17 protein-coding genes and 5 tRNA genes are annotated in these 14,988 nt (G+C 70.7%); 6 read left to right on the top strand and 16 right to left on the bottom strand.

The window, feature by feature from the left end:
* Positions 1-13: 13 nt before the first annotated feature.
* Positions 14-1,741 (bottom strand): DAK2 domain-containing protein, encoded by a 1,728-nt coding sequence (locus tag ACFZDA_RS33395; RefSeq protein WP_391088893.1) that lies wholly within the window; start codon positions 1,739-1,741, stop codon positions 14-16.
* A 247-nt stretch (positions 1,742-1,988) separates the two neighbouring features.
* Between ACFZDA_RS33395 and rpmB the strand changes: the two genes are divergently transcribed.
* Positions 1,989-2,174 (top strand): 50S ribosomal protein L28, encoded by a 186-nt coding sequence (gene rpmB, locus ACFZDA_RS33390; protein ID WP_003993230.1) that lies wholly within the window; start codon positions 1,989-1,991, stop codon positions 2,172-2,174.
* A 98-nt stretch (positions 2,175-2,272) separates the two neighbouring features.
* Here the strand turns inward: rpmB and thiD are convergent, their stop codons facing one another.
* Positions 2,273-3,064, bottom strand: coding sequence for a bifunctional hydroxymethylpyrimidine kinase/phosphomethylpyrimidine kinase (thiD, locus tag ACFZDA_RS33385; protein ID WP_391088891.1), 792 nt, complete (start codon positions 3,062-3,064; stop codon positions 2,273-2,275).
* Positions 3,061-4,026: a thiamine-phosphate kinase gene (locus ACFZDA_RS33380; protein WP_391088888.1), complete on the bottom strand. Its 966-nt coding sequence runs from the start codon at positions 4,024-4,026 to the stop codon at positions 3,061-3,063. The genes thiD and ACFZDA_RS33380 overlap by 4 nt, the downstream gene beginning before the upstream one ends.
* A 206-nt stretch (positions 4,027-4,232) precedes the next feature.
* Here ACFZDA_RS33380 and ACFZDA_RS33375 point away from each other — a divergent pair, with 206 nt between their 5' ends.
* Both ACFZDA_RS33375 and ACFZDA_RS33370 read left to right on the top strand, forming a co-directional pair.
* Positions 4,233-4,466 (top strand): Lrp/AsnC family transcriptional regulator, encoded by a 234-nt coding sequence (locus tag ACFZDA_RS33375; protein ID WP_003997603.1) that lies wholly within the window; start codon positions 4,233-4,235, stop codon positions 4,464-4,466.
* A gap of 20 nt (positions 4,467-4,486) precedes the next feature.
* On the top strand, positions 4,487-5,008 hold the full coding sequence (locus ACFZDA_RS33370; RefSeq protein ID WP_391089089.1) for a DUF3515 family protein: 522 nt from the start codon (positions 4,487-4,489) through the stop codon (positions 5,006-5,008).
* Positions 5,009-5,023: 15 nt separating this feature from the next.
* Here ACFZDA_RS33370 and ACFZDA_RS33365 read toward each other — a convergent pair whose 3' ends face one another.
* Genes ACFZDA_RS33365 through ACFZDA_RS33355 form a run of 3 tightly spaced genes read right to left on the bottom strand, consistent with a single transcriptional unit; the run spans position 5,024 to position 8,078 of the window.
* Complete coding sequence (locus ACFZDA_RS33365; protein WP_391088886.1) at positions 5,024-6,181, bottom strand: D-alanine--D-alanine ligase; 1,158 nt, start codon at positions 6,179-6,181, stop codon at positions 5,024-5,026.
* A 59-nt stretch (positions 6,182-6,240) separates the two neighbouring features.
* Entirely contained in the window at positions 6,241-7,251 is a 1,011-nt protein-coding gene (locus ACFZDA_RS33360) for an NAD(P)H-dependent glycerol-3-phosphate dehydrogenase (protein ID WP_391088884.1), read from the bottom strand.
* Positions 7,248-8,078, bottom strand: coding sequence for a 1-acyl-sn-glycerol-3-phosphate acyltransferase (locus ACFZDA_RS33355; protein WP_391088882.1), 831 nt, complete (start codon positions 8,076-8,078; stop codon positions 7,248-7,250). Before ACFZDA_RS33355 ends, ACFZDA_RS33360 begins: the two co-directional genes overlap by 4 nt.
* Positions 8,079-8,236: 158 nt before the next feature.
* Between ACFZDA_RS33355 and cofC the strand changes: the two genes are divergently transcribed.
* Positions 8,237-8,875 (top strand): 2-phospho-L-lactate guanylyltransferase, encoded by a 639-nt coding sequence (cofC, locus tag ACFZDA_RS33350; RefSeq protein WP_391088880.1) that lies wholly within the window; start codon positions 8,237-8,239, stop codon positions 8,873-8,875.
* A 9-nt stretch (positions 8,876-8,884) separates the two neighbouring features.
* Positions 8,885-9,088, top strand: coding sequence for a hypothetical protein (locus tag ACFZDA_RS33345; protein WP_307177677.1), 204 nt, complete (start codon positions 8,885-8,887; stop codon positions 9,086-9,088).
* A gap of 90 nt (positions 9,089-9,178) precedes the next feature.
* On the opposite strand, the gene ACFZDA_RS33340 is transcribed toward ACFZDA_RS33345, so the two are convergent.
* The 4 genes from ACFZDA_RS33340 to leuC form a co-directional block, all read right to left on the bottom strand.
* Positions 9,179-9,817, bottom strand: a complete 639-nt coding sequence (locus ACFZDA_RS33340; RefSeq protein WP_059421949.1) for an HU family DNA-binding protein — start codon at positions 9,815-9,817, stop codon at positions 9,179-9,181.
* Between the two features lie 136 nt (positions 9,818-9,953).
* A complete protein-coding gene (locus tag ACFZDA_RS33335; protein ID WP_356918316.1) occupies positions 9,954-10,184 on the bottom strand; it encodes a hypothetical protein in 231 nt (76 codons plus the stop codon).
* Positions 10,185-10,461: 277 nt separating this feature from the next.
* On the bottom strand, positions 10,462-11,055 hold the full coding sequence (gene leuD, locus ACFZDA_RS33330) for a 3-isopropylmalate dehydratase small subunit (protein WP_391088877.1): 594 nt from the start codon (positions 11,053-11,055) through the stop codon (positions 10,462-10,464).
* Positions 11,056-11,060: 5 nt separating this feature from the next.
* Positions 11,061-12,491, bottom strand: a complete 1,431-nt coding sequence (gene leuC / locus ACFZDA_RS33325; RefSeq protein WP_391088875.1) for a 3-isopropylmalate dehydratase large subunit — start codon at positions 12,489-12,491, stop codon at positions 11,061-11,063.
* Positions 12,492-12,688: 197 nt separating this feature from the next.
* Between leuC and ndgR the strand changes: the two genes are divergently transcribed.
* Positions 12,689-13,405: an IclR family transcriptional regulator NdgR gene (ndgR, locus tag ACFZDA_RS33320; protein ID WP_010044585.1), complete on the top strand. Its 717-nt coding sequence runs from the start codon at positions 12,689-12,691 to the stop codon at positions 13,403-13,405.
* Positions 13,406-13,581: 176 nt separating this feature from the next.
* Here ndgR and ACFZDA_RS33315 read toward each other — a convergent pair.
* From ACFZDA_RS33315 to ACFZDA_RS33290, 6 genes are all read right to left on the bottom strand, one after another.
* A tRNA-Glu gene (locus ACFZDA_RS33315) sits at positions 13,582-13,654 on the bottom strand.
* A gap of 28 nt (positions 13,655-13,682) precedes the next feature.
* Positions 13,683-13,754, bottom strand: a tRNA-Gln gene (locus ACFZDA_RS33310).
* Between the two features lie 20 nt (positions 13,755-13,774).
* Positions 13,775-13,847, bottom strand: a tRNA-Glu gene (locus tag ACFZDA_RS33305).
* A 39-nt stretch (positions 13,848-13,886) separates the two neighbouring features.
* Positions 13,887-13,959: transfer RNA gene (locus ACFZDA_RS33300), tRNA-Glu, on the bottom strand.
* Between the two features lie 40 nt (positions 13,960-13,999).
* A tRNA-Gln gene (locus ACFZDA_RS33295) sits at positions 14,000-14,071 on the bottom strand.
* A gap of 91 nt (positions 14,072-14,162) precedes the next feature.
* Positions 14,163-14,894 (bottom strand): HAD-IA family hydrolase, encoded by a 732-nt coding sequence (locus ACFZDA_RS33290; protein WP_391088872.1) that lies wholly within the window; start codon positions 14,892-14,894, stop codon positions 14,163-14,165.
* Positions 14,895-14,988: the final 94 nt, after the last annotated feature.

Here is a 14,988-nt window from a genome sequence, read left to right as displayed (position 1 = left end):
CGCCCTGCTCCTCCTACTCCACGCCGATGAGCAGCACGGCCCCCTGCCGCCCGCCCCGGTACACGACCGTGTCGACGGCGAGGTACCCCTCGCGCACCCGGCCCTGAAGGTGCTCGGCGATGGTGTCGGGAGCCTCGTCGCCGAGCACCAGGGTGACCATCTCGCCCCCGGCCGCGAGCATGCGGTCCAGGACGGCCCGGGCGGTGGCCGTGACGTCCGAGCCGATCACGGCGACATCACCGTCGATCAGGCCGAGGACGTCGCCGGCCTGGCAGATGCCGGCCATCGTCCAGGCCTGGCGCTCGGCGACGGTGACCTCGGCGTAGCGGGTCGCGCCGGCCGCCGAGGTCATCGACACCACGTCCTCGTCGAAACGGCGCTCCGGCTCGTGCACGGCCAGCGCCGCGATGCCCTGGACCGCCGAGCGGGTCGGGATGAGGGCCACGCGGATGCCCTCGGTCCGGGCCTGCTCGACCGCCGCCGCGGCGGTGTGGCGCAGCTCGGCGTCATTGGGCAGCAGCACGACCTCGCGCGCGTGGGCCCGTCGTACGGCCTGCACGAGCTCGCCGCTCGCGGGCGGCTCCCCCGGGCGTGCGAGCACGGTGGTCGCGCCGGCCTCGGCGTACAACCCGGCCAGGCCCTCCCCGGGCACCACGGCCACGACGGCACGCTGGGCACGCTCGCGGGGAGGCCGCTCGGCGCCGGTGGTGTGCACGTCGCCGGCGCCGAAGTGGGTGATGCGGATCCGGTAGGGCCGCCCGGCCTCGATACCGGCCTCGACGGCGGCGCCCGCGTCGTCGACATGGACGTGGACGTTCCACAGCCCGTCGCCGCCGACCACGACGAGTGAGTCCCCGAGCGCGTCGAGCCGCTCCCGCAACCGCGCCACGGCCGTGTCCTCGGCCTCCAGGAGGTAGATCACCTCGAAGGCGGGGCCGTCCTGGCCGGCCACGGCGGCGGTGTCGGCGCACTCGCCGTGCGGGCTCGTGTCCTCGCCCACCCGGGACGCACCCGCCACGACCGTCGCCGTCATCGTCGCCGCCCCGTCCCGCGGCCGCTCCCCCGTGAACGTCTCTGCCAGCGCCCCGAGCACCGCCACCAGCCCCCGGCCGCCGGCGTCGACCACCCCGGCGCGTTCCAGGACGGGCAGCTGTCCGGGGGTCGCGGCCAGGGCCGCGCGCGCTCCCTCGTAGGCCGCCCTGGCCACCGTCCCGCAGTCGCTCCCGGCGTCGCAGGCCGCGTCGGCGGCGTCGGCGGCGGCCGAGGCGACCGTGAGGACCGTGCCCTCGACGGGGTGGGCCACGGCCTGCCGGGCGGAGTCGGCCGCGTGCCGCAGGGCCAGCCGCAGGCCCTGGCCGTCGGCGTGCGCGGTCGTGCCGTCGGCGTGCCCGGTCTCACAGCCGGCCAGCACCTGGGACATGCCGCGCAGCAGCTGGGCGAGGATCGTCCCGGAGTTCCCACGGGCACCGATGAGCGCCCCGTGCGCCATCGCCCGGGCCGCGTCGGCCAGCGTCGGCCCCTCGGGGCCCGACCTCGCCGCATGCCCGGCGAACACGGCCTCGACCGCCGCGACGGCGGACTCCACGGTCAGGTACAGATTCGTACCGGTGTCCCCGTCCGCCACGGGATAGACGTTGATCGCGTCGATCTCCTCACGCGCCCGCCCCAGCGTCTCGAGTGCGAGACCGCACCAGGTGCGCACCGCGAGAGCATCGAAGAATGTCTGCGGCACCTGCGCCACCGCGCCTCCCTGAGCTGCTGGACGTGGCACGCAGCGTAGACCCCGGGGCGGTGTCCGCCGGAAGCGGGCCGGGAGAGCACCCGGCCTGACCATGGTAGTTTCATGGCACGGGCGCAGTCGTTGTATGCTGCTCCGGTTGCCCGATCGAATCGGGCCATTCCCCTGGCAGCGCCACTCAGATCCTCTGATCCGGATCCCGGCATGCCGGGATCAACCGTAAGTGCATCTGAAGTCTTTGGAGTGACCCGTGGCTGCCAACTGCGACGTCTGCGGCAAGGGGCCGGGCTTCGGCAACAACATCTCGCACTCGCACCGCCGTACGTCCCGCCGCTGGAACCCGAACATCCAGCGTGTGCGTACCGTGGTGGGCGGGACGCCGAAGCGCGTGAACGCTTGCACCTCGTGCATCAAGGCCGGCAAGGTCTCGCGCTGACGCTCAGCTAGCGCGCGGCCACTGCTGGTTCGCTTACAGAGCCGGTCCACCTCTGGTGGACCGGCTCTTTGCCATGCCCGGAGGACGAACCCGGACGCTCAGGACCCGGCCCGGAACCGCCAGCCATGATCCACCGGCCCGATGCCCCCGCCGAGCGCGAACCCGGCCGCGATCGCCCCGGTGACGTACTCCTTGGCCGCCGCCACCGCCTCGGGCACGGAGTGTCCCTTGGCCAGCTGTGACGCGATCGCCGAGGCCAGCGTGCAGCCCGTGCCGTGGGTGTGCCGGTTGTCGTGGCGCGGCGCCCGCAGCCAGTGCTCCTCAGAGCCGTCCGTGAGCAGGTCCACGGCGTCCCCGGACAGATGGCCGCCCTTGATCAGCACCCACCGCGGCCCGTAGCCGAGCACGGCAGCCGCGGCCCGCCGCAGCTGCTCCTCCGACGCGACGCGGACGCCCGTCAGCTGGGCCACCTCGTCGAGGTTCGGAGTGGCGACCGTGGCCACCGGCAGCAGCTTCGTACGGACGGAGTCCAGTGCGGACGCGGCGAGCAGGGAGTCGCCGTGCTTGGAGACGCCCACCGGGTCGACGACCGCCGGGGCATCCGTGCCCGCGATCAACTCGGCGACCGCCTCCACGAGTTCGGCGGAGGCCAGCATCCCGGTCTTGACCGCCTGGACGCCGATGTCGTCGACGACGCTGCGGTACTGCGCCCGCACCGCCTCCACCGGCAGTTCCCAAGCCCCCTGCACACCCAGGGAGTTCTGCGCGGTCACCGCCGTGAGGACGCTCATGCCGTGCACGCCGAGCGCGAGCATCGTCTTCAGGTCGGCCTGGATGCCGGCGCCGCCGCCCGAGTCGGAGCCCGCCACCGTGAGGACGTTGGGGATCATGACTCCAGGTCCCCGAAGTGGTCCCAGCCGCCCTTGTTGGTCCACGGCGCCCCGTCGACCGTCACCTGGGGCAGCGCCGAGGGGTTGAGGACCTCGCCGATGACCTTCCAGCGGGCGGGCAGTTTCACGTCCGGCGGGAAGGTCGCCACGATCGCGTGGTCCTCTCCCCCGGTCAGCACCCACTGCATCGGGTCGACGCCGACGGCCTGCCCGATGTCGTTCATCTGGGAGGGGATGTCGATCGCCCCGGAGCGGATGTCGATCCGCACCTTGCTGGCCTCGGCGATGTGCCCCAGGTCGGCGATCAGCCCGTCGCTCACGTCGCACATCGCGGTCGCCCCGAGCCCGGCGGCGGCCGGACCCGCGTGGTACGGCGGCTCGGGCCGCCGGTGGGCCTCCACGAAGGCGCGCGGCGAGCGGAACCCGCGCGACAGCACCGCGTACCCGGCCGCCGACCAGCCCAGCCAGCCGGTCACCGCGACCAGGTCGCCGGGCTGCGCGCCCGCCCGCGTCACCGGCTCCTGGTTGCGCAGATCGCCGAGCGCGGTGATCGACACCATGATCGAGTCGCCGCGTACGACGTCACCGCCGACCACGGCGGCGCCGGCCACCTGGCACTCGTCGCGCAGGCCGTCCATCAACTCGCTCGCCCACGTCACCGGCAGCTCGGCCGGAACGACCAGACCGAGCAGCAGCGCGGTCGGTACGGCGCCCATGGCGGCGATGTCGGCGAGGTTCTGCGCCGCCGCCTTGCGGCCCACGTCATAGGCCGTCGACCAGTCCCGGCGGAAGTGCCGGCCCTCCACCAGGATGTCCGTACTGGCCACGACCCGGCGGTCGGGCGCGGCCACCACGGCGGCGTCGTCGCCGGGGCCGACCCGGACCGCCGGGGTGGTGGTCAGACGGGAGGTGAGCTCCCTGATGAGCCCGAACTCACCGAGCTCACCAACAGTGCCCTTCATTGCCCTTTCTCCCCTTCTGTACCTGTTCGTGCCCGGTCGCGAGGCCTCTCGGTCCTCGTTACGGTCGAAGTGACCGTCAAGTTCTGCCGGACCTGCACCCCGGCGCGCAAGACCCGGTCCCCGCAGGTCTCCCCGCGGCGAGCGGCGACGCGATACCGTGGCGTTCCTTTTCCCCACATGATCCTCGTGGCCGCCCTGGAGGTTCCGTGGTACAGGCGTACATCCTGATCCAGACGGAGGTCGGCAAGGCGTCGACCGTCGCAGAGACGATCAGCAAGATTCCTGGGGTCATCCAGGCCGAGGACGTCACAGGACCGTACGACGTGATCGTGCGGGCCCAGGCCGACACCGTCGACGACCTCGGACGCATGGTGGTCGCCAAGGTCCAGCAAGTGGACGGCATCACCCGCACTCTGACCTGCCCGGTCGTCCATCTGTAGCCCCCGTCTACCCTGTGCCGGTGAACTCTTTCCGTCACCGGCACTGTTCTGTGTTCCGCGTTTTCTTCCGCCTGCCCGCTCTCGCGCTGTTGATCACTGCCGCAGGCTGCTCCTCGGCAGACGACAGCGCGTCGGCGGCGGTTCCCAGTCCGGACGCGAAGGCCACGGAACTGTGCCGGAACCTGGACAAGGTACTGCCCGCGAAGGTGGACGGAGAGCGTCGCGAGGATCCCGAGCCCGCGTCGGCACTGACGGCGGCCTGGGGCAGCCCGGCGATCATACTTCGCTGCGGTGTGCCGCAACCGCCCGAGATGGTCGATCCGAAGGTGGCGTCCGGACGCGATCCGGACGCGGTCGCCGGCGGTGTGAACGGGGTCGACTGGCTGATGGAGAAGCAGGACGGCGGGGGGTACCGGTTCACCTCGGCGAACCGTGAGGTCTATGTCGAGGTGGCGGTGCCGGAGGGGGTGGACAGCTCGGGGGTTCTCATCGACCTGGCTCCGGCTGTGAAAAAGGCGATCCCCGAGGGGATCGCCTCCTGAGACCTCCTGGGCCGGTCAGCGCAGACCTGTCGAACGGCGCAGGGCCGCCTGCACCAGACGGTCCACCAGCTCCGGGTAGCTCACCCCGCTCGCCTGCCACATCTGCGGATACATCGAGATGGGCGTGAAGCCGGGCATCGTGTTGATCTCGTTGATCACGAACTCGCCGTCCTCGGTGAGGAAGAAGTCCGCGCGGACCAGGCCCTCGCAGGACGCCGCTTCGAAGGCGTCGACCGCCAGGCGCCGCACCTGAGCCGTCTCCTCCGGCGTCAGGGGCGCCGGCACGATCCCCGGCGTCGAGTCGATGTACTTGGCCTCGAAGTCGTAGTACGCGTGCGTCTCGGGAGAGGGGATCTCGGCGGGGACGGAGGCCCGCGGGCCGTCCTCGAACTCCAGGACGCCGCACTCGATCTCGCGGCCCCGCAGCGCGGCCTCCACGAGGATCTTCGGGTCGTGCCGCTGTGCCTCGGCGATCGCCTCGTCGAGGCCGGAGAGGTCGTCGACCTTGGTGATGCCGATCGACGAACCGGCGCGCGCGGGCTTCACGAACAGCGGCCAGCCGTGCTCGCCGGCGAAGTCGACGATCTTCTTGCGGGCGGCGGCCTCCTCGCGCTCCCACTCGCGCGGCCGGACCACCACGTACGGGCCCACCTTCAGCCCGAACGAGGTGAACACCCGCTTCATGTACTCCTTGTCCTGGCCCACGGCCGAGGCGAGCACACCCGAACCGACGTACGGGACGCCGGAGAGTTCCAGGAGGCCCTGGAGGGTGCCGTCCTCGCCGTAGGGGCCGTGCAGCACCGGGAAGACCACGTCGACCTCGCCGAGCGCCTTGGGGACCGATCCCGGCTCGCTGTAGACGACTTCGCGGCTGGCCGGGTCGACCGGGAGGATCACTCCGCCCTCGGCGGACTCGGCGAGCAGGTCGACGCTCGGCTGGCGCCGGTCGACGATCGCCATCCGCTCCGGTTCGTCCGCCGTGAGCGCCCAACGGCCGTCCTGGGTGATGCCGATCGGCAGCACGTCGTACTTCGTCCGGTCGATGGCCTTGAGGACGGCGCCGGCCGTGACCACGGAGATCCCGTGTTCGGAGCTGCGCCCGCCGAACACGACGGCCACACGCGGCTTGCGAGGCGGCTGCTCAGGGCTCTGGGGGAGGTTCTCGGTGCTCATATCGCGTTGAGAGTACCCGTTGGTAAGGCCGGGATACAGCGCCCGCGAGGCCGCGTCGCTCAGCGTCGTTCCGGCTTCGCGCTGCGCGACATCAGCTCCTTGAGAGCCACCACCGGAGGCTTGCCCTCGTGCACGATGCCGACGACCGTCTCCGTGATGGGCATGTCGACGCCGTGCCGGCGGGCCAGATCCAGCACCGATTCGCAGGACTTGACGCCCTCGGCGGTCTGCTTGGTGACCGCGATGGTCTCCTGGAGGGTCATGCCCTTGCCGAGGTTGGTGCCGAAGGTGTGGTTGCGGGACAGGGGCGAGGAGCAGGTGGCCACCAGGTCGCCCAGGCCCGCGAGTCCGGAGAAGGTCAGCGGGTCGGCGCCGAGGGCGATGCCGAGCCGGGTGGTCTCGGCGAGGCCGCGCGTGATGAGCGAGCCCTTGGCGTTGTCGCCGAGGCCCATGCCGTCCGCGATGCCGACGGCCAGGCCGATGACGTTCTTGACCGCGCCGCCGAGTTCACAGCCGACGACGTCGGTGTTGGTGTACGGGCGGAAGTACGGCGTGTGGCAGGCGGCCTGCAGCCGCTGGGCGACGGCCTCGTCGGTGCAGGCGACCACGGCGGCGGCCGGCATCCGCGCGGCGATCTCACGGGCCAGGTTGGGTCCGGTCACCACGGCGATGCGGTCCGGGCCGACCTTGGCGACGTCGTCGATGACCTCGCTCATCCGCATCGCGGAGCCGAGTTCGACGCCCTTCATCAGCGACACGAGGACGGTGCCGGGGGCGAGCAGCGGCGCCCAGTCGGCGAGGTTGCCGCGCAGGGTCTGCGAGGGGACCGAGAGGACCGTGAAGTCGGCGTCCGCGGCCGCCTCCGCGGGATCCGTGGTGGCGCGGACGTTCTCCGGGAGCTCGACGCCCGGGAAGTAGTCGGGGTTGGTGCGGGTGGAGTTGATCGCCTTCACGACCTCCGGGCGGCGCCCCCACAGCGTGACCTCGCACCCGGCGTCGGCGAGCACCATGCCGAAGGCCGTGCCCCACGAACCGGCGCTCAGGACCGCCGCCTTGACCGGCTTGCTCACTTGCCCAGCCCCTCTTCCTGTCCCGACTGTCCCGACTGTGCCGATGGCGCCGACTGCACCGGCGACGCCGCCTGCTGCTCGCCCCGCTGTGTCTGCGCCTGGGTACGGCGCCGCTGTTCGATGCGCTCCCGGCGCGGGTCGTAGGGCGTCTCGGGCGCCTTCTCGCCGCGGATCTCCTCCAGCTGGCGGGTGATGGCGGCCATGATGACCTCGGTGGCCTCCTTCAGGAGGTCCGCGGTCATCTCCCGGTCGTAGAACCGCGTGAGGTCCACCGGCGGTCCGGCGAGCACGCGGTGCGTCTTGCGCGGCAGGAGGTGCGGCTTCTTCGCGTACGGCGGCAGCAACTCGTTGCAGCCCCACTGGGCGACGGGGATCACCGGGCACTTGGTCTGGAGGGCGACGCGCGCGGCCCCGGTCTTGCCGGTCATGGGCCAGCCCGCCGGGTCGCGGGTGAGGGTGCCCTCGGGATAGAAGGCGACGCATTCCCCGCGGTCCACGGCGTCGATAGCGGCCCGGAAGGCGCTCAGCGCGTCCGTGCTCTCGCGGTAGACGGGGATCTGCCCGGTGCCGCGCATCGCGGCGCCGACGAATCCTTTGCTGAAAAGCCCGCTCTTCGCGAGGAATCGCGGGACGCGCCCGGTGTTGTACTGAAAGTGCGCGTAAGCGAAGGGGTCGATGTGCGAATTGTGGTTCACCGCGGTGATAAATCCACCCTCGGCCGGAATGTGCTCCATTCCGCGCCAGTCCCGCCTGAGCAGAACCACCAGCGGTGGTTTGCAGATCACCGCGGCGAAGCGGTACCAGAAGCCGATTCTGCGGCGGGGCACGCGGACACCTTCCTCTAGGACCTGAAGCGGGGGCCACGGGGGGCCGCACAAGTGTCGCCCCAGGCCGCCGGTCTGTCGAGAACACCGTACGCCCCGACACGCCGGGCACCGGCGGCCCCGGGTGACAATGAGCGCGACAAGAGAGGGACGGAACAGCTGTGCAGTGGACCTTGGTCGTACCCCTGAAGCCCCTGGCCCGGGCCAAGAGCAGGCTCGCGGACACCGCGGACGACGGGCTGCGGCCGGACCTGGCGCTGGCCTTCGCCCAGGACACGGTGGCGGCCGCGCTGGCCTGCCCGGCGGTGGGGGATGTGGCAGTCGTCACGGACGACGCCCGGGCGGGCCGTGAGCTGGCCGCACTGGGCGCGGCGATCATCCCGGACGAGCCGGGAAGCGGCCTCAACGCCGCCCTCGCACACGGGGCGGGGGCCGTCCGGTCCGCACGTCCCGGAAGTCCGGTGGCCGCGCTGAACGCCGATCTGCCGGCGCTGCGTCCGCCGGAATTGGCCCGGGTACTCGACGTCGCGGCTGAATTCCCGCGCGCTTTTCTCCCGGACGCGGCCGGAATCGGTACGACCCTGTTGGCCGCCGCCCCCGGCCGGCAATTGTTTCCGGCATTCGGTTTCGATTCCCGCGCCCGGCACCGCGCGTCCGGGGCCGTGGAACTGTCCCTGGCCGACGTGGATTCCGTACGCCAGGACGTGGACACCGGCGACGACCTGCGCACCGCGCTCGCCCTGGGGGTCGGCCCCCATACGGCCGCTGCCGCCGCGCGGTTGCTGATTCCCGGGCAGTAGGCTGCGGCCATGCAGGCGACCGCGTACACGTACGACCCCGAAAGCCGCAGCGGGCAGGTGCTGCTGGACGACGGCACCCCGGTGCCCTTCGACGCGGCGGCGTTCGACGCCGGGGGCCTGAGGCTGCTGCGCCCGGGGCAGCGGGTGCGGATCGAGGTGGAGGGCGCGCAGGAGGACCTGCGGATCACCCTGGTGACCCTCCAGACCCTCTGAACCCCCTGAACACCTGCGCCCACTCCATGAACACACCGCGGGCCGGACTCCGTACGGAGTCCGGCCCGGCGCGTGAGTGCCCCAGCGCCCCTACTTCTTGCGGGCGGTGGTCTTCTTCGCGGTGGTCTTGCGCGCCGTCGACTTCTTGGCGGGCGCCTTCTTGGCGGTCGCCTTCTTCGCCGGTGCCTTCTTGGCGGTGGTCTTCTTCGCGGCGGTGGTCTTGGCCGTCGTGGTCTTCTTGGCCGGGGCCTTCTTCGCCGTGGTCTTCTTCGCGGCCGCCGTCTTGGTGGTGGCCTTCTTCGCAGGGGCCTTCTTCGCCGTGGTCTTCTTCGCGGCCGCCGTCTTGGCGGTCGCCTTCTTCGCGGCGGCCTTCTTGACCGTCGCGCCGGCGCCGCCGGTCAGGCTGCCCTTCGGGGCCTTCTTGACGGAGACCTCGCCACCGCGCGGCAGCTTCTTCGAGCCGCTGACCAGGTCCTTGAAGCCCTGGCCCGCGCGGAAGCGCGGAACGGAGGTCTTCTTGACCCGAACCCGCTCGCCCGTCTGCGGGTTACGGGCGTAGCGGGCCGGACGGTCGACCTTTTCGAAGGAACCGAAGCCGGTGACGGAAACCCTCTCACCAGCGACGACCGCGCGGACGATGGCGTCCAGTACATGGTCGACAGCATCGGCGGCCTGCTGTCGGCCGCCCATCTTGTCGGCAATCGCTTCTACGAGCTGCGCCTTGTTCACGTCTTCCCCTTCGGAGACATCGCCAGAACGAAAGTGTTCAAGCTTTTTCGCACGTTAGGCAGATATATACCGCAAATCAAACACGAAACGGGCTTATCACCCTTGTGCCGCAACGAACTCGGCGGTGCCGTCCGGTTCAGCGTTCCTCGTCGGGGAGACGTCCCTCGTCGAGGTCCGTTGTGAACCGATCCAGCCGCCTTGCCGCGTCGGCGAGATCGTGCTTGGCCGCGGCCGTAATGACCAGCAGCTTCCGGGTCAGCGCCATCCGTACGCCCTCCGGGACTTGCAGTGCGCGCACTCTTGCGTGCGCTTCCTTGAGTTGGCCCGCGACTGCCGTATAGAGCTCGAGTTGGCCGTCGTGTTCCATGCACAGATTGTGCCATCTGGGGCGAGTTGTCGCCTGCGCAGGGGACAACTACCGCCTCAAACGGCCTTCCGGGCGCACACGGAGGTCACGGCTGTACAGCTCGCGTACCCCAACAACCACCGGCATAACGTGGGAAGTTGAGTGGCCGGCTCGGGAGGGACAGGGCCGTTCGGGTGCAGAAACAGCTGTACCCCCGATCGGGCTGATCGGGGGTACAGAGGGGGTGTTGCGGTGGCCGAAAGTCGCCTTGCTCCAGGGCGGCCGGCCGTGCTCCGGGTCAGACCGGGAGCGTCCGCGGCTTGAACGACGGGCGCTTCGCCTCGTACGCGGCGATGTCCGCCTCGTTCTGGAGGGTGATCGAGATGTCGTCGAGGCCGTTCAGCAGCCGCCAGCGGGCATTCTCGTCCAGCTCGAAGGAGGCGGTGATGCCCGCGGCGCGCACCTCGCGGGCGACCAGGTCGACGGTGATCTCGGCCTGCGGGTCCTTCTCCGTGAGCTCCCACAGCGCGTCCACGGTCTTCTGCTCCAGGACGACCGTGAGCAGGCCGTTCTTGAGCGAGTTGCCGCGGAAGATGTCGGCGAAGCGGGAGGAGATCACGGCCTTGAAGCCGAAGTTCTGCAGCGCCCAGACGGCGTGCTCACGGGAGGAGCCGGTGCCGAAGTCGGGTCCGGCGACCAGGACGGTCGCGCCCTGCCGCTCGGGCTGGTTGAGCACGAACGACGCGTCCTTGCGCCAGGCCTCGAACAGCCCGTCCTCGAACCCGTCCCGCGTGACCTTCTTGAGCCAGTGGGCGGGGATGATCTGGTCGGTGTCGACGTTGCTGCGGCGCAGCGGGACGGCCCGGCCGGTGTGGGTGGTGAAGGCTTCCATGATTCTCAGACTCCAGCGGGCGCAGGGGTGTCGGCGGCGGACAGGTCGGCCGGGGAGGCCAGGTGACCGAGGACGGCGGTGGCGGCCGCGACCTGCGGCGACACCAGGTGCGTCCGGCCGCCCTTGCCCTGCCGGCCCTCGAAGTTGCGGTTGGAGGTGGACGCGGAGCGCTCGCCCGGGGCCAGCTGGTCGGGGTTCATGCCCAGGCACATCGAACAGCCCGCGTGCCGCCACTCGGCGCCGGCCTCCTTGAAGACGACGTCCAGACCCTCGGAGACGGCCTGGAGACCGACCCGAGCGGAGCCCGGGACGACCAGCATCCGTACGCCGTCAGCGACTTTGCGGCCCTTGAGCAGCTCGGCCGCGGCGCGCAGGTCCTCGATGCGGCCGTTGGTGCAGGAGCCTACGAAGACGGTGTCCACCTTGATGGAGCGCAGCGGCTGACCGGCCTCCAACCCCATGTATTCCAGGGCCTTTTCGGCGGCGTAGCGCTCCGATGCGTCTTCGTACGAAGCAGGGTCGGGGACGGACGCCGAAAGCGGTGCGCCCTGGCCGGGGTTGGTGCCCCAGGTGACGAACGGCGCCAGTTCGGCGGCGTCGATGACGACCTCGGCGTCGAACTCGGCGTCCTCGTCCGTCCTGAGCGTCTTCCAGTACTCGACGGCCGCGTCCCAGTCCGCGCCCTCGGGCGCGTGCGGGCGGCCCTTGAGGTACGCGAAGGTGGTCTCGTCCGGGGCGATCATGCCCGCGCGGGCGCCGGCCTCGATCGACATGTTGCAGATGGTCATGCGCGCTTCCATCGAGAGCTTCTCGATGGCCTCGCCGCGGTACTCCAGGACGTAGCCCTGGCCGCCGCCGGTGCCGATCTTGGCGATGATCGCCAGGATCAGGTCCTTGGCGGTGACGCCGTCGGGGAGTTCGCCGTTGACCGTGATCGCCATGGTCTTCGGGCGGGACATCGGCAGCGTCTGGGTGGCCAGCACGTGCTCCACCTGGGAGGTGCCGATGCCGAACGCCAGCGCGCCGAAGGCGCCGTGCGTGGAGGTGTGGGAGTCGCCGCAGACGACGGTGGTGCCCGGCTGGGTCAGGCCCAGCTGCGGGCCGACGACGTGCACGACGCCCTGCTCGACGTCGCCCAGCGGGTGCAGCCGCACACCGAAGTCGGCGGCGTTCTTGCGCAGCGTCTCCAGCTGGATCCGGGAGACCGGGTCCGCGATCGGCTTGTCGATGTCGAGCGTGGGGGTGTTGTGGTCCTCGGTCGCGATGGTGAGGTCGAGGCGCCGGACCTTGCGGCCGGTCTTGCGCAGGCCGTCGAAGGCCTGCGGGCTGGTCACCTCGTGCAGCAGGTGCAGATCGATGAAGAGAAGGTCGGGCTCGCCCTCCGCGCGCCGGACGACATGGTCGTCCCAGACTTTCTCCGCGAGTGTCCTACCCATCGCTGTTCCCTCCGGCCGACGACGATCCGCCGGCCCAACTAGAGATCTTGAAGAGGCGGGCCCGCGCCCCTGCGTTTCCGGGCAACCGCCGCCAGGCCCGTACGTCACGGGCCGCTGTGACTTCGTGTCTTCCAGAGTGGCGCGTTCCACGAGAATTTGAACTTGCGTTTCACAGAGTGAGACGCGAGTATCGTTTCATGGACAACAGTAGCGGCGTCGGCGTTCTGGACAAGGCGGCCCTCGTCCTGAGCGCTCTGGAGTCCGGTCCGGCCACCCTCGCGGGCCTGGTCGGCGCCACCGGACTGGCACGACCCACGGCCCACCGCCTGGCCGTGGCGCTGGAACACCACCGCATGGTGGCGCGCGACATGCAGGGCCGTTTCATTCTCGGTCCTCGCCTGGCAGAACTGGCCGCGGCCGCGGGTGAGGACCGTCTCCTCGCCACCGCGGGCCCGGTGCTCACCCACCTCCGTGATGTCACGGGCGAGAGCGCGCAGCTCTACCGCCGCCAGGGCGACATGCGTATCTGTGTCGCGGCGGCGGAGCGGCTGTCCGGACTGCGGGACACCGTCCCCGTCGGTTCGACGCTCACGATGAAGGCCGGCTCGTCGGCACAGATCCTGCTGGCCTGGGAGGAGCCGGAGCGGCTGCACCGCGGCCTCCAGGGCGCGCGCTTCACGGCGACGGCCCTGTCGGGCGTACGGCGGCGGGGCTGGGCCCAGTCGATCGGTGAGCGCGAGCCGGGGGTGGCGTCCGTGTCCGCGCCGGTGCGCGGCCCTTCCAACCGCGTGGTGGCCGCCGTGTCGGTGTCCGGCCCCATCGAGCGGTTGACACGTCACCCTGGCCGGATGCACGCGCAGGCTGTGATCGATGCGGCCGGGCGCCTTTCCGAGGCTCTTCGGCGCACTGGCTGAGCATTTCGGGGAAGGTCGGCCTCAACGCCGCGGCAGGCTTTCCCCGACCAGGCGCGGTGGCGGCCTGGGGTTTCGTGTCGGGTGCCGGCCGTCGGTGGTTGATCGCGCAGTTCGCCGCGCCCCTGCGGTGCGTACGAGAAAGGCCCCCCACCGAAGTGGAGGGCCTTCCCTGTGCGTACCCCCGACCGGATTCGAACCGGCGCTACCGCCTTGAGAGGGCGGCGTGCTAGGCCGCTACACAACGGGGGCGTGGACTCTGCGTTTCCGCAGGTCCGAGCTGGTCTACCTGGACTCGAACCAAGACTAACTGAACCAGAATCAGTCGTGCTGCCAATTACACCATAGACCAATGTGGTTTAGACCAGTCAGTACCCCCGACCGGATTCGAACCGGCGCTACCGCCTTGAGAGGGCGGCGTGCTAGGCCGCTACACAACGGGGGCCCTAGCAGTCCCGAGCTGATCGTCGATCTTTCGGAACCGTACCCCCGACCGGATTCGAACCGGCGCTACTGCCTTGAGAGGGCAGCGTGCTAGGCCGCTACACAACGGGGGCTTGCGGATCGGAATCCGCTGGCGCAGATGAGCTCTGCGAGCTGGCCTACCTGGACTCGAACCAAGACTAACTGAACCAGAATCAGTCGTGCTGCCAATTACACCATAGGCCACTGGAACGCAAGCCCCCTGGGGGGATTTTGTTCTAGTAGTGCGCCTGGGGTTCCTGCCTTCCGGCCCGCTCCCCGCGGCGCAGGAAGAACATTACCCGAAGGTGGACGGGGCTCCAAAACGAGTATCCGCGCCGAGCAGGGACGGCAGTTCGGCGAGGGAGGCGATGCGGTGCGGCCCGACCGGCGGGTCGATCGTGGCGTACACGCCCCCGCGGTCGATCCACACCGACAGCAGCCCGGCGTCGGCGGCGCCCCGTCCGTCGATCTCCGGGTGGTCCCCGACGTAGGCGACCTGGTGCGGCGGAAGGGCGAGGGCCTCGCAGGCCGCCAGGAAGGCTCCGGCCTCGGGTTTGGAGACGCCGAGCTCGGCCGCGCACAGGATGCTCTCGAAGCGGTCGTGGACGCCGAGGACGCGCAGTTTGCGGTCCTGGACGTGGATGCTGGAGTTGGACAGCACGGCGTGCCGGTGGCTGGCGGCGAGGGCGTCGAGGACGGGCAGGACGTCCGGGAAGAGGGCCCAGACCGCCTCGTAGTGGGCGCGGTACCGCTTGAACCACGCGTCGGCCTCGGTATCGGTGAGGTCCTGGCCGAGGAACACCCGTACGCGGTCGCGCCGCTGGTCCTCGAAGGTGGCCTCTCCGGCCGCGTAGCGCGCCCATTGCAGGTCGGTGATCTCCCGCCAGCGGGTGATGGCCTGCTCGACGGTGTCGTAGTCGTCGAGCAGGCCCTCGGCCGCCAGGTGGGCCCGCATGCCGAGGCGGTCGGCGGTGGTGTAGTCGAAGAGGGTGTCGTCGACGTCCCAGACCACGGCGTGGATGCTCATGGTCCGACCGTACCCACCGCCCGGTGTTCGCAGCCCCGTGCCCCGTCCCCGGTGGCGTGAGCGCGGAAAGCGGAGAGCGGCGCCCGGACCGGAC

This window comes from Streptomyces sp. NPDC007991, assembly GCF_042958445.1.
Taxonomy (GTDB): domain Bacteria; phylum Actinomycetota; class Actinomycetes; order Streptomycetales; family Streptomycetaceae; genus Streptomyces.
This window is presented reverse-complemented; position numbering and strand designations above follow the sequence as displayed.

Bases quoted from the DNA above. Each gene is read 5' to 3' on its own strand.
- leuD (WP_391088877.1), bottom strand. From the start codon at position 11,055: ATGGAAGCCTTCACCACCCACACCGGCCGGGCCGTCCCGCTGCGCCGC.
- ACFZDA_RS33290 (WP_391088872.1), bottom strand. From the start codon at position 14,894: ATGAGCATCCACGCCGTGGTCTGGGACGTCGACGACACCCTCTTCGAC.
- thiD (WP_391088891.1), bottom strand. From the start codon at position 3,064: ATGATCCCCAACGTCCTCACGGTGGCGGGCTCCGACTCGGGCGGCGGC.
- ACFZDA_RS33365 (WP_391088886.1), bottom strand. From the start codon at position 6,181: ATGAGCACCGAGAACCTCCCCCAGAGCCCTGAGCAGCCGCCTCGCAAG.
- ndgR (WP_010044585.1), top strand. From the start codon at position 12,689: ATGGACAACAGTAGCGGCGTCGGCGTTCTGGACAAGGCGGCCCTCGTC.
- ACFZDA_RS33335 (WP_356918316.1), bottom strand. From the start codon at position 10,184: ATGGAACACGACGGCCAACTCGAGCTCTATACGGCAGTCGCGGGCCAA.
- leuC (WP_391088875.1), bottom strand. From the start codon at position 12,491: ATGGGTAGGACACTCGCGGAGAAAGTCTGGGACGACCATGTCGTCCGG.
- ACFZDA_RS33380 (WP_391088888.1), bottom strand. From the start codon at position 4,026: ATGAAGGGCACTGTTGGTGAGCTCGGTGAGTTCGGGCTCATCAGGGAG.
- ACFZDA_RS33345 (WP_307177677.1), top strand. From the start codon at position 8,885: ATGCAGGCGACCGCGTACACGTACGACCCCGAAAGCCGCAGCGGGCAG.